At 73.5% G+C, this 12,934-nt stretch carries 11 protein-coding genes; 3 read left to right on the forward strand and 8 right to left on the reverse strand.

The genetic code is table 11. The features are described 5' to 3' along the window. Positions 1-62 precede the first annotated feature (62 nt). Positions 63-788: a Fic family protein gene (locus ACFV4N_RS01810; protein WP_499670583.1), complete on the forward strand. Its 726-nt coding sequence runs from the start codon at positions 63-65 to the stop codon at positions 786-788. Between the two features lie 179 nt (positions 789-967). Here ACFV4N_RS01810 and kynU read toward each other — a convergent pair whose 3' ends face one another. Together kynU and ACFV4N_RS01820 are read right to left on the reverse strand one after the other, a co-directional pair. Continuing rightward, positions 968-2,077, reverse strand: coding sequence for a kynureninase (kynU, locus tag ACFV4N_RS01815; protein WP_499670584.1), 1,110 nt, complete (start codon positions 2,075-2,077; stop codon positions 968-970). An 8-nt stretch (positions 2,078-2,085) separates the two neighbouring features. After that, entirely contained in the window at positions 2,086-2,901 is an 816-nt protein-coding gene (locus tag ACFV4N_RS01820; RefSeq protein WP_499670585.1) for a tryptophan 2,3-dioxygenase, read from the reverse strand. 107 nt (positions 2,902-3,008) lie between these two features. On the opposite strand from ACFV4N_RS01820, the gene ACFV4N_RS01825 reads away from it, so the two are divergent. Further along, complete coding sequence (locus ACFV4N_RS01825) at positions 3,009-3,458, forward strand: Lrp/AsnC family transcriptional regulator (RefSeq protein ID WP_499670586.1); 450 nt, start codon at positions 3,009-3,011, stop codon at positions 3,456-3,458. On the opposite strand, the gene murQ is transcribed toward ACFV4N_RS01825, so the two are convergent. From murQ to ACFV4N_RS01855, 6 genes are all read right to left on the reverse strand, one after another. Next, positions 3,427-4,365, reverse strand: coding sequence for an N-acetylmuramic acid 6-phosphate etherase (murQ, locus tag ACFV4N_RS01830; protein WP_499670587.1), 939 nt, complete (start codon positions 4,363-4,365; stop codon positions 3,427-3,429). The two genes, ACFV4N_RS01825 and murQ, sit on opposite strands and share 32 nt — an antisense overlap. Beyond that, a complete protein-coding gene (locus tag ACFV4N_RS01835; RefSeq protein WP_499670588.1) occupies positions 4,362-5,279 on the reverse strand; it encodes a MurR/RpiR family transcriptional regulator in 918 nt (305 codons plus the stop codon). The genes murQ and ACFV4N_RS01835 overlap by 4 nt, the downstream gene beginning before the upstream one ends. Before the next feature lie 78 nt (positions 5,280-5,357). Beyond that, a complete protein-coding gene (locus tag ACFV4N_RS01840) occupies positions 5,358-7,004 on the reverse strand; it encodes a serine hydrolase domain-containing protein (RefSeq protein ID WP_499670589.1) in 1,647 nt (548 codons plus the stop codon). 11 nt (positions 7,005-7,015) lie between these two features. After that, positions 7,016-8,275, reverse strand: coding sequence for an exo-beta-N-acetylmuramidase NamZ family protein (locus tag ACFV4N_RS01845; RefSeq protein WP_499670590.1), 1,260 nt, complete (start codon positions 8,273-8,275; stop codon positions 7,016-7,018). Positions 8,276-8,280: 5 nt separating this feature from the next. After that, a complete protein-coding gene (locus ACFV4N_RS01850) occupies positions 8,281-10,011 on the reverse strand; it encodes a glycoside hydrolase family 3 protein (protein WP_499670591.1) in 1,731 nt (576 codons plus the stop codon). Between the two features lie 568 nt (positions 10,012-10,579). Next, positions 10,580-11,392: an HAD family hydrolase gene (locus ACFV4N_RS01855; protein WP_499670592.1), complete on the reverse strand. Its 813-nt coding sequence runs from the start codon at positions 11,390-11,392 to the stop codon at positions 10,580-10,582. Positions 11,393-11,853: 461 nt separating this feature from the next. Between ACFV4N_RS01855 and ssd the strand changes: the two genes are divergently transcribed. Beyond that, a complete protein-coding gene (gene ssd, locus ACFV4N_RS01860) occupies positions 11,854-12,909 on the forward strand; it encodes a septum site-determining protein Ssd (protein WP_499670593.1) in 1,056 nt (351 codons plus the stop codon). Positions 12,910-12,934: the final 25 nt, after the last annotated feature.

Below are 12,934 nucleotides of genomic sequence, written 5' to 3' on the forward strand. Positions count from 1 at the left end.
TCGTAACAGCCAATTCGGGGGTTGTTGAGAAGTCCACTTACCGACGGGTAGTGTTCGGTGGCGTGACCGACCCGCTCGCCCCGCTGCTGGACCTGCCCGGTGTGCCCGAGGCCGTCGACTCGGCGCGCGACGCCGTGTTCCAGGTGCACCGGCACCGCGTGAACCTGCGCGGCTGGGCGACCACCGCGGCCGAGGCGTCGGTGCGGGCCGCCCGCGCGTCGGCGGCCATCGACGGCGGCCCCGCGGAGATCCCGGCCGACGGCGCCGTGACCGACCCGGTGCTGGCCGGCTCGCTGCGCGTGGCCGAGGCGCTGGGCGTGCTCCTGCCGACGTGGCAGCGGGCGCCCCTCCAGGCCCTGGCCCGGCTGCACGTGCTGGCCGCCGCCGACCTCGACCCCGACCCGGGGCGCCCCCGCGTCGTGCCGGGCGTCTCCGAGCGCCTCGACCTGCTGGCCCGCCTGGTCACCGGCGGCACGTCGGCGCCCGGCCCGCTCGTCGTGGCCGTCGTCCACGGCGAGCTGATGTCGCTGGCGCCCTTCGCCACGGCCAACGGCGTGGTCGCCCGCGCCGCCGCCCGCCTGACGTCGATCGCGACCGGCCTGGACCCCAAGTCGCTCGGCGTGCCCGAGGTCATGTGCCTGCGCCGCCGCGACGACTACGCCGCCGCCCTGCACGCCTTCTCCACCGGCGACCCCGAGGGCGTCCGCCAGTGGCTCCTCTTCCACAGCGCGACCCTGGAAGCGGGCGCCCGCGAAGCCCGCGGCATCGCCGACGCCGCCACCCCCTGACCGGCGAGTCGTACGTCCAGAACGCGCGAGTCGTACGTCCAGGACCACCGTGTCGAACGCTCAGGACCCCCGAGTTCTACGTTCGCGACCCGGCCGGACGTTCGTGGCGGGTGTGCGAGTGCTGAACTCGGGGGTCCTGGAGGTACGACACGGTCGACCTGAACGTACGACTCGCGCGGTCAGAGGAGTTCTTTGAGGGTGGTGGCGGCTCGTTCGGCCTCTTCGAAGGTGTTGTAGAGCGGGGCGAAGCCGAAGCGGAGCACGTCGGGCGGGCGGTGGTCGCCGATGACCTGGCGCTCGATCAGCCGGTCCATCAGGCGCCGGGCGTCGGGGTGGCGGAGGGACACCTGGTGGCCCCGCCACTCGTCGGCCGGGGTGATCACCTCGACGCCGGGCAGGTGCTCGACCAGGGCGCGGAAGTGGGCGGTCAGGGCCAGGCCCTTGGCCCGCACGTCGCGCAGGTCCACCTGGTCCCACACGTCCAGGGCCGCGTCGAGGGCGAGCATCGAGATGATGTCCGGGGTGCCGACCCGCGCCCGGGACACGCCGGGGTCGGGCCGGTACTCCGGGTCCATCGCGAACGGCACCTCGTGCCCGGTCCACCCGGTCAGCGGCTGCTCGAACGCGGCCTGCGCGTGCTTCGGCACGTAGATGAACGCCGGCGACCCCGGCCCGCCGTTGAGGAACTTGTACGTGCAGCCGACCGCGAGGTCCACGCCCAGCGCGTCCAGCTCGATCGGCAGCACGCCCGCGCTGTGGCACAGGTCCCACACGACCTTCGCGCCCACCGCGTGCGCCTGCTCGGTCAGCGCCGCCATGTCCAGCAGCCGCCCGGTGCGGTAGTCGACGTGGTTGAGCAGCACGACCGCCGTGGTGTCGCGCAGGTCCAGCTCCTCCGGCGGCGCCGGCCGCAGCGCCAACCCGGTCAGCTCGGACACCGACCGCGCCACGTACCCGTCGGTCGGGAACGTCCCGGCGTCCACCACGATCTCCGACCGGTCGGTGTTGCGCACCGCCGCCATGAGCGCCTTGAACAGGTTCACGCTGGTCGAGTCGGCGACCACGACCTGGCCGGGCCCGGCGCCGACCAGTCGCCCGATCCGGTTGCCGACCCGTTCCGGCGCCTCCCACCAGCCCTCGGACCAGGACCGGATGAGCCGCCTGCCCCACTGCTCCCGCACCACCTCCGCCACCCGGTCGGCGACGTTCCTCGGCGGCGCGCCCAACGAGTTGCCGTCCAGGTAGACGACGTCGTCGTCCAGGTCGAACAGGTCTCGGACATGTGCCAACGGGTCGATCACACGTAGCTCCTCGCGGTCCACAGCTCCGGGAACACCGAGCGCCGCGTGCGCTTCTCCAGCCACGCGACCCCGGCCGAACCACCGGTGCCGGCCTTGGCGCCCATGGAGCGCCGCGTGGCCAGCAGGTGGTCGTAGCGCCAGCGGGCGAACTCCTCGGCGATGTCGGTCAGCGCCTCGCCCAGTTCGAGCAGGTCGCGGGAACCGCCGCGGTAGACGTCCGCCCACACCTCCTCCACCTCGGCGTTCGGCTCGTAAGCCTGGCTGAGGTCCCGCTTGAGCACCTCGTCGGGGATGGGCAGGCCCTGCCGCTGGAGCGCGGCGAGCACGTCGTCGTACAGGCTCGGCTCGTGCAGCAGCGCCTCCAGCGCGTCGTGCTGCGCGGGCACGGCCCGGTGCGGCACCAGCATCGACCGGGACTTCTCGCCGAGCAGGAACTCGACCTCGCGGTAGCGGCCGGACTGGAAGCCGGAGCCCTCGCCCAGGGCGTCGCGGAACGAGTTGAACTCCGCCGGGGTCATCCGCGCGATCGGCCGCCACGCCGCGTTCAGCGCCTGCATGTGCAGTTCGCTGCGGCGCAGGGTGCGCACGGCGGCGCGCAGGTCGTCGGCCCGCAGTTCCGCCTGCGCCTGCCGCCACTCGAAGCACAGCAGGCCGAAGTACAGCTCCATGACCTGGGTGATCACCAGGAACGACATCTCGCGCGGGTCGTCGGACCACTGCCGTTGGAGGCCGTGCAGCACGGAGGCGTGCACGTAGTCCTCGTAGGGGGTCGTGCCGCCGAAGTCGAGCTTGGGTGAGACGGGACAAGTCATGGTCCCAATGATCGGTGCGCGAACGGGTTAACTGAATGGGCAACGCACGTTGTCAGGCACCCTTCTTCTCGCATCCGTGAAGTCGGGGGGCCGGTAGCTTTTCATTCGTGAGCATCGAGCTTGACCGCGTGGACTGGGCCCTGCTGGAGGCCCTCCAGGAGGACGCGCGCCTGTCCTATAACGAGCTGTCCCGGCGGGTGCACGTCTCGCCGCCCACGGTCGCGCAGCGCGTGCGCAGGCTGGAGAACGCGGGCGTCATCACCGGCTACCGGGCCGTGGTCGACCCGACGGCGGTCGGCCGCCCGGTGGTCGCCCTGGTCCGGATGAAGTGCTACGGCCCGCGGTGCATCACGGTGCACCCGGAGCTGCTGGACGACTGCCCGGAGGTGGTCGAGGTGGTGCGGCTGACCGGCGACATCTGCTCGGTGGTCAAGGTGGTGACCACCTCGGTCAGCGAGCTGGAGCGGCTGCTCGTGCGGCTGGGCGGCCACGGCGAGACGTCCAGCGCGATGGTGCTGTCGACCCCTATCCCGTGGCGCCCGGTGACAGCAGGCTGAGCGCCTGCCGGACGTGCCCCTGGGTGCTCTCCAGCGCCTCGGCGGCCCTGGCCGCGGGCACGCCGGCCAGCAGGTGCACCAGGGCCACCTTCAGGTCGCCGCCCGCGTCGGCCAGCGCGGCCGTGCACTCGTGCTCCGGCAGCCCGGTGGCCTCGCGCAGGATGCGCACGGTGCGGCCGCGCAGCTTGGCGTTGGTGGCCCGCATGGACACCATCAGGTTCGAGTAGGTGCGGCCCAGGCGGACCATCACCGCGGTGGAGAACGAGGTCAGCACCAGCTTCTGCGAGCTGCCGGCCTTCATCCGGGTGGAGCCCGCGATCGCCTCGGGACCGGTGTCGACCGCGATCAGCACGTCCACGTCGACCGGCGCGGGCGCGGTCGGGTTGTTCGACACCAGCACCGTCCGGGCGCCCAGCAGCCGGGCCTCGGCCAGCGCCGCCACCACGAACGGGGTGCGGCCGGACGCGGTCACGCCCAGCACCACGTCGCCGGGGGAGGCGTGCCGCCGGATCTCGGCCGCGCCGCTGGCGGCCTGGTCCTCCACGTCCTCCACGGCGTGCACCAGGGCCTCGCGGCCGCCCGCGTGGTGGGCGACGAACCAGTCCGGCGGCGCGTTGAACGTCGGCACCAGCTCGGCCGCGTCGAGGGTGGCGAGCCTGCCGGACGTGCCCGCGCCCACGTAGTGCACCCGCCCGCCCGCGCGCAGCGCGCCCACGGCCAGGTCGGCGGCCCTCGCCAGCTCGGGCAGCACGGCCGCCACGGCGTCCGGGACCAGGTGGTCCTCGGTGTTGATCAACCGCAGCACCTCCAGCGTGGAGAGCCGGTCGATGTCGCCGGTCCTGGGGTTGCGGGCCTCGGTCGGCGAGTCCACGCGGACCACGACGTCCTGCCGGGGCGGCGGCGTCATTTACCGGACTCCCGACGCCGCCTGCCGTCCGGCCGGGCGCCCAGCCGGTGCCCCGAGACCGCGTGGTAGGTGGCTTCCAGGGCGGTCTTGGCGCTGTCCACGTGCAGCTGCGCGACGCCGATGAACAGGCAGTCGATCACGGTGAGCTGCGCGATCCGGCTGGCCATGGCGCCGGAGCGGAACGTGGTCTCGCGCGCGGCCGTGGTCAGCACGTGGTCGGAGACCTCGCTGATCGGCGAGCGCGGGAAGTTGGTCAGCGCCACGGTGGTCGCGCCGTGCTCGCGGGCGACCCGCAGCGCCTCCACGGTCTCCGAGGTGGAGCCGGTGTGCGAGATGCCGACCGCGACGTCCTCGCCGGTCAGCACGGCGGCGGAGGTGAGCGCGATGTGCGTGTCGTTCCAGGCGAAACATGTTCGCCCGATCCGGTGAAGTTTTTGCTGGAGGTCGAACGCGACGAACGCGCTGGCCCCGAAGCCGTACACGTCGACCCGCCGGGCCCCGGCGACCGCCTGGACGACCGCCTGGAGCGTCTCGACGTTCAACTGCTCGGCGGTCTCCTCGACGGCCCGCGCGTCGGCGAACGCCACCTTGCCCACGACCTGCCGCAGGTCGTCGCCCGGCCCGATGTCGCCACCGAGGTCCCGGTCGGTGCGCGCCGCCGTGCGGGCGGTGTCGGCGGCCAGCGCGATGCGCAGCTCCGGGTAGCCGCCGACGCCGATGGCCTTGCAGAAGCGGGTCACCGTGGTCTCGCTGGTGCCCGCGGCCTCGGCGACCTCGGTGATGCTGCGGTGGGCGACGGTCGCCGGGTTGTCCAGCACCACCTTGGCGACCCGCTGCTCCGCGCGGGCGAGGCCCGGCAGCAGGGAGCGGATGGTCACCAGGGGACTGGCCTCGGCGGTGCTCTCGGTGGACACGTGGGAAACTTACTAACCAGTGAAGGAGCGGTCAACGGAGAGTGGGCCCAGAACACCCCAAACCGTGACCTTGGGTGACTAGCGGTCCGCGACTCGCCACCCAACGGAGTGAATCCCTGAGGGTTCGCGTTCCGCGTCGAGCAACACTCCGTGTCGATCAGTCACGCGCACGGCGTCCACGTAGACGCCGCGGCCGTTGTAGCCCGCGCCCCGGACGTACCGCCAGCGGTAGCGCAGCGCCGCCTCGGCGACCACCTCGACCCGCTGCCACCGCCGCTGCCCGTAACCGGCCAACACCTGCACATCGCGCCAAGCGGCGCCGTCGTTAGTCGCCTCCACGACAACCCGGTCGCCGGGGTCGAGGTCGACGAACGCGGAGAACGACAACCGCTGCTCACCGGCCTGCCGCCCGAGGTCGCGGGTGCTCAGCACGGCGCCGTCGACCTCCGGCGTCCACGCGGTCCCGCGCCGCGGCTCCACGGCCAGCGCCCGCGCCAGCCCGTCGGCCACCGCGCGCCGCGCCGGGTTGATCGAGCCCCAGTCCCGGGTGGGGTGCACGCGGTTGGTCAGCAGGATCGCGATCGACCGGGACAGCGGGTCGAGCACCAGCGTGGTGCCGGTGAACCCGGTGTGCCCGGCGGACCGCGGCGAGGTCAGCGCGCCCATGTACCAGCGCTGGTCCAGCTCGAAGCCCAGGCCGTGGGAGTTGCCGGGGAAGCCCTGGTTGAAGTCGGTGAGCATCAGCTCGACGGTCTCCTCGCGCAGGATCCGCCTGCCCGCGTGGTGGCCGCCGTTGAGGATCGCCTGGCCGAGCACGGCCAGCTCGCGCGCCGTGGAGAACACGCCCGCGTGACCCGCGACGCCGCCCAGCGACCAGGCGTTCTCGTCGTGCACCACGCCCCTGACCACGCCCCGGCCGGCCTGGTGCTCGGTGGCGGCGATGCGGTCGAGCTTGCTCGCCGGGGGATTGTAGCCGGTGTCCCTGAGGCCCAGCGGCGCGGTGATGTCCTCGCGGACCAGGTCGTCCAGCGCCCGTCCCGACCACTTCTCGGCCAGCACGCCGAGCGTGATCAGGTTGAGGTCGGAGTACAGGTATTTCGTGCCGGGCGGGTTGACCGGCGTCGCGTCCATCACGGCCTTCAGCCGCGACGGCACGTCCGGGTACCGCGACCACAGCGGCAGCCACGCCACCAGGCCCGAGGTGTGCGTGAGCAGCTGCCGGACGGTGATGTCGGCCTTGCCGTTGACGCCGAACTCCGGCAGGTGGCGGGCGACCGGGTCGTCCAGCTCGAATTTCCCCCGTTCGTGTTGGCGCATGACCACGATCGAGGTGAACAGCTTCGAGATCGACGCGAGGTCGAAGATCGTGTCGCGGGTCATCGGCACCCGCTGGTCCTCGGGCAGCTCGGTGGTCGCGTCGGCGTAGCGGACCGCCCACCCCGTCGGCTCGTGCGTGACCACCGCGCCCTCGTGCGCGTACAGCGTGACCGCGCCGGAGAACAGCGGGTGGCCGCTCGCGTCGGCCCGCGTGTAGCGCTCCACCTGCGCCACCGCGTCGGCCAGCGGAGCCGGGTCGAGTCCCACGCGCTCCGGGGTACCCGTTCGCAGCACGCTGTTCGACCAGCCCTCGTGCGGCCGGTCGAACCGGGCCTCGCGGCCGCCGGCGGCGTGCGCGGGCACGCCCGTCAGCAGGGTGGTGGCGATCAGCAGGGCGGGGACGCGCATCGCTCCTCCATCTACCGGTAGCGCAGGTGGGGCCTTCGGGTGCGCTCGAACGCGGCCAGCTCGTCCTGCCAGGCCCCGACCACCTCGTCGGCGCCCGCGCCCGCGTCGACCATGCGGCGCAGCCGGTCGGAGCCGCTGAGCTTGTCGATCCAGTTGTCCGGCCGCCAGGCGAACCGGTCGGGGTAGCGGGACCTGGCCGTGACGATCATGGCCACGGCGGTGCGCGGCGCGTCGAACCGGCTCGCGTCGGTGAGGTGCAGGGCCACCCCGCCGCACAGCTGGTTGGCGAACTTGTGGAACGTCGGCGTGAAGTAGGCCTCGCGGAACCGGACGCCGGGCAGGTCCAGCGCGTTCAGGTCCTCGGCCCACCGCCAGTCCAGGCCCGGCGCGCCGATGGTCTCGAACGGGCGCGTGGTGCCGCGGCCCTCGGAGAACACCAGGCCCTCGAACAGGCACGTGCCCGGGTAGACCAGCGCCGTGTCGCGCGTGGGCATGTTCGGGCTCGGCGCGACCCACGGCACGCCCGTGTCCAGGTCGTCGCGGCGCCAGCCCCGCACCTCCACCACGTCGAGGCTTTCGACGCGACCGCCGTCGTCGGGCAGGAACTCGGCGTTGAACAGCAGCGCCAGCTCGCCGACGGTCATGCCGTGCTGCTGGACCACCGGTTTGCGGCCGACGCCCGTGGCGTGCGCGGGGTCGAGCTGGGGGCCGCGGGCCGTGCCGCCGACCGGGTTGGGGCGGTCGAGCACGACGAACTCGGCGCCGGTGGCCGCGGCGGCCTGCATGGCCGTGTACATGGTCCAGATGTAGGTGTAGAAGCGCGCGCCCACGTCCGCGATGTCGAACACGACCGTGTCGACGCCGGCCTTGGCGACCATGCCGGCGAGCTTGGCGGCGTTCGCGCCGTACGCGTCGTAGACCGGGATGCCGGTGCGCGGGTCCAGGTAGTCGCCCTCCGAGCCGCCGGCCTGGGCCGTGCCGCGGAAGCCGTGCTCCGGGCCGAACGCGGCCACGGGCGGGCGACCGGCGGCGACCATGGAGTCGACGACGTGGGTGTGGTCGCGGAGCACGCCGGTCGGGTTGGTGACCACGCCGACCCGGCGACCGGCGAACCGCTCCCAGCCGCGCGCGGCCAGCAGCTCCGCGCCGGTCTCGACCCGGTGCGGTCGGGCCGGCCCGCGGCCGTCCCCGGGAGCGCCGTCACCGGGAGCGCCGAGCGCGGGCACGGCGAGCGCGCCCGCCCCCGCCGCGAGGAAGTGCCTGCGGTCCACCGGCCTCACCAGCCCAGGCCGTGGCCGAAGGGGTACGGCCTCGGTCCCGGCACGGCCACCGGGAGCCTGCCGCCGGGCCGGACCTCGCCGGTGATCACACGGGCGAGTGATTCCATCGCGACGGCGCCGTAGGAGTAGGTGGCGAGCCACGTCGGCGCGTCGGTGTGCGCCACGTCGTACGGGTTCTGCACGGCCACCGCGACCACGGGTTTGCCGGTCGCCAGCAGCGCGGTCACCAGGGCCCGCTGCGCGGGTTGCCGGGACAGCGCGTTGGTGAGCACCACGACCAGGTCGGCGTCGCCCGCGGCGCGCACCGCGGCGGCGACCTGCGCGTCCGTCGGCGCGGCGCCGGTGGGCAGCGCGGTGCCGCCCAGCACCGAGGCCAGGGTGCGGGTCGTCGTCTCGCCCCAGCCGGTGACCAGCGGCGCGGTCGGGCGGGTCGCCAGGGGCAGCACGCCGGCGTCGTTGCGCACGGCGGTGGTGGTGCGGTCGGTGATCTCCCGCGCGGCCGCCAGGTGCGCCGGCGCGCCCACGGTCGAGTCGACCCGCGCCTGGCTGGTCGGCGGGCCGGTGAGCACGCCGCGCAGCAGCTTCATCCGCAGCACCCGCAGCACGCTCCGGTCGATGCGCTCCTCGGTCAGCTCGCCGGCGCGCACCGCCGCGACCACGCTGCCGACCGCCTCGCCGAGGTCCACGGGCATGAGCAGCTGGTCGACACCCGCCTTCAGCGCCAGCACGGGGATCTCGGCGTCGGGGTGCAGTTGGCGGACGCCCGCCATGGCCAGGGAGTCGGTGATGACCACGCCGTCGTAGCCCAGGTCCTCGCGGAGCAGGTCGATGGCGGGCTTGGACAGCGTCGCCGGCTCGCCCGACGGGTCGATCCCGGGCACCCGGATGTGCGCGGTCATGATCGAGTCGACGCCCGCGGCGATGGCGGCCTCGAACGGCGGGGCGTCCAGGGCGCGCCACTGCTCGGGGGTGCGGTCGACCACGGGCAGGCTGGTGTGGCTGTCCTCGGCGGTGTCGCCGTGGCCGGGGAAGTGCTTGGCGGTGGCGCTGACCGAGTGCGGGGACAGCGGGTGCTGCTGGTAACCGCGCACCTGGGCGGCGGTCAGCTCGGCGGTGAGCGCCGGGTCGCTGGAGTACGAGCGCACGCCGATGACCGGGTTGGCGGGGTTGGAGTTGACGTCCGCGTCCGGCGCGAAGTCCTGGTTGACGCCCATCGCGCGCAGCTCGCGGGCGGTGATGCGGGCGGCGCGCTCGGCGTCCCGCGCGCTGCGGCCCGCGCCGAGCGCCATGTTGCCGGGGAACTGGGTGGCGGGCGCGCCGATGCGGGTGACGATGCCCATCTCCTGGTCCGTGGCGATGGTCAGCGGGGTGCGGGCGGCCGCCTGGAGGCCGTTGGAGAGGGCGGCGACCTGGCGCGGGGTGTCGATGTTGTCGTAGCTGGAGTTGTTGAAGTAGACGACGCCGCCCGGCTGGAACTTCGCCACCACCTCGGCGGGGGTGGCCACGCCGAAGTCGCGCAGGTTGCCGGGGTGGGCCTCGTCGGCCGACTGGCCGTGCACGTAGGTGACGAACAGCTGGCCGACCTTCTGCTCCAGCGTCATGCCGCGGACCAGGGCGGCGGCGCCGAGGGCGCGGTCGGTCCGGTCCGGGGCGGCGGGGGTCGCGCCGGCCGGCGCGGACGCGGCGGAGGCCGCGACCACGACGGCGGCGAAGAGCGGACGGAGCACTTCGGCCTCCCCACTGGGAATCATCCACCACTAACGGCGACGTTTGGCAAGTTACCCACGTCACAGGGACGGGTCAACGGGTCGCTCGGCGTGGGAATTGTCCTGCGGGGCACCGACAAGACCGCGTCGTGCGCAGCCACTCGATCGGGCGAAGTTGGTGGGGTTCCCAGGGCACAAACAGACGGTGGGCCCCTCCGAAGAGGGGCCCACCGCCGCGGCGCGGACTGTCGAGTTACCAAGCGTGCAAATCGTGTCGTACCGACCTGGCCTCGGCGTCCGGCGTCCCGGTACGCAGGCCCTAGACGACAAGCCTCCCGCGGCGTGCTGCGCGTGGGTGTCTCGAAGTCCGCGCACGGAGCTCTGCCGGGGTGGGCGAGGCTTCTCCTCCGCTTCGCCCCTGGCCGACCCGAGGTCCGCACTTCCTTTGTAATCCGTGTTCGGCGTCACAGCAAGAGCTCGATGGGGTGCACCGTTCAAGCGACGTTGCGTAGCGGTTTTCCCGCCGGCGCAGGGATTCCCGCTCGCGCGCCGGGTCGGGTACCGCTGTCCGGGGCGGACCCGGGGTGAATCAGCTCCGGCGACGGCGGCGCAGGCCGTACCACGCCACGCCGGCCGCCGTCGCCGCGCCGAGGCCGAGGGCCGTCACCGCGACCGCCGTGCCCGACGGGCGCGGGATGCGCGCGCGCAGCGAGACCGGGTCGGAGAAGGTCAGCACGGGCCACCCGCGCTGCGCCGCGACCTTGCGCAGCGCGCGGTCCGGGTTGACCGCGGTGGGGTGGCCGACCGCCTCCAGCAGCGGCAGGTCGCTGATCGAGTCCGAGTAGGCGTAGCAGCGGGACAGGTCGTAGTCGTGCTGGTCGGCGAGCTGCTTGATCGCGATGGCCTTGTTCTCGCCCGCGCAGTAGAAGCCGACCTCGCCCGAGTAGCGGCCCTCGCTGACGACCATCCGGGTGCCCACGCTGCGCGTCGCGCCGACCATGGTCGAGATGGGCGCGACCAGCTCCTCGCCGGAGGCGGACACGACGACGACGTCGTGGTCCTGCTCCTTGTGCTCGCCGATGAGCTGCGTGGCCTCCTTGTAGACCAGGGGATCGACGATGTCGTGCAGCGTCTCTTCCACGATCGAGCGAACCTGCCCGACGTCCCAGCCCTCGCAGAGCGCGGTGATGTGCGAGCGCATCCGGTCCATCTGGTCGGCGTCGGCGCCGGCCAGCATGAAGACGAACTGCGCGTAGGCGCTCTTGAGCACCGCACGCCGGTTGATGAGGCCCTCTTGGAAGAAGGGGCGGCTGAACGCCAGCGTGCTCGACTTGGCGATGACCGTCTTGTCCAAGTCGAAGAACGCGGCGACGCGACTGCCTTCGGTGGCGCGATCGGTCACCGGTCCAGCTTAGGCCGGGTGGCGGTGCGGGCCCGCCGATGGTCGTTCGTCATTTTACGAACTGAATGTGCGGTCCACCGAATTTTCGGTGTCCCTCTAACGGAAGACACACAAGACCCTGCCCCAGGGGGATACAGTAGACGGGTCCGGCTCGACCGGACGGGTTCAGTCCGACCCCCCGGGACTGAACCATCGACGACCCCCGTCCCTCCCCCCTGGCGGGGGTCGTCCCATGTCCGGGGTCGGTTCCCGGGGTTCCCTTCCGGACCGCCGAACGCGTTCGCGGCGGTTTCCATCGGCTTTTGAAGCTTTTTCGCGTCTGTCGGGGCGCGCCGCGCGAGTCCGGGTGACTTGTCCACAGGCCGTCCGGTTGTCCACATCTTGATCTTGCTCCGTTGTGTCCTTCCTCACCGCCCGAGACCGTGGCACCCGAAGATCCACGACTCGTGCCGGGAGGGGCGATGGAGCGACCGGTGGCCTTGGTGGCCGACGCGGTGTTGGTCGACGAGGTGCTGCACGCGGCGGCGGTGGCGGGCTGCGAGCTGGAGCGGGTGGTCGACGTGGGCGAGCTGCGCGGCCGGTGGGCCGGCGCGCCCGCGGTGGTGCTGGACGAGGCCGCGGTGGCCGCGTGCGCGGCCGGCGAGCTGCCGCGCAGACCGGGCGTGTTCGTGGTGAGCACCGGTCCACCGGGTCCGGCGACGTGGCGGTGCGCCCTGGCCCTGGGCGCGGAGCAGGTGTTCGAGCTGCCCGACGGCGTGGTCGGGTTGGGGGCGGCGCTGGCCGACGCGGTCGAGGGCTCGGTGGGCGACGGCAAGGTGCTGGCCGTGGTGGGCGCGCGGGGCGGTGCGGGCGCGTCCGTGCTGGCGGTCGCGGTGGGCCAGGCCGTGCTGGCCGCCGGCGGCCGTGCCCTGCTCGTCGATTGCGACCCGCTCGGCGGCGGGCTCGACCTGCTGCTGGGCGCGGAGCGGCAGGACGGCCTGCGCTGGACCACGTTGCAGCTCAAGGAGGGGCGGGTGCCGGCGGCGGCCCTGCACTCGGCGCTGCCGGGGCGCGAACGCGGGCGGGGCAGGCTGTCCGTGCTGTCCTGTGGCAGGACCGGCCCCGACCCCGCGCCGGAGGCCGTGGCGGCGGTGGTCGAGGCGGGCCGGCGCGCCGGCGGGACGGTCGTGTGCGACGTGCCGCGCCGGCTCACCGGGGCCGCGTGCGCGGCGCTGGACCGGGCCGACCTGGCGGTCCTCGTGGTGCCGGCCGACGTGAAGGCGTGCATGGCCGCCAAGGGGCTGGTGGAGCAGGTGGCGGCGCGCGGCGTGCAGTTGCGCGCGGTGGTGCGCGGCCCGGCGCCCGGCGGCCTGTCACCGGCGGAGGTGGCGGACGCGGTGGACCTGCCGCTGCTCACCGCCATGCGCTCCGAGCCGGGGTTGGCGACCGCCCTGGACGAGGGCCGCGTCCCGGGTGCCGGGCGGGGACCGCTGGCGAAGGCGGCCCGCGAGGTCCTGGCGGTGCTCGATGCCTGCTGACCGAGGGCCGGCCGTGGTGCGGCAC

It is taken from the genome of Actinosynnema sp. NPDC059797, from assembly GCF_042732085.1.
GTDB lineage: Bacteria > Actinomycetota > Actinomycetes > Mycobacteriales > Pseudonocardiaceae > Actinosynnema.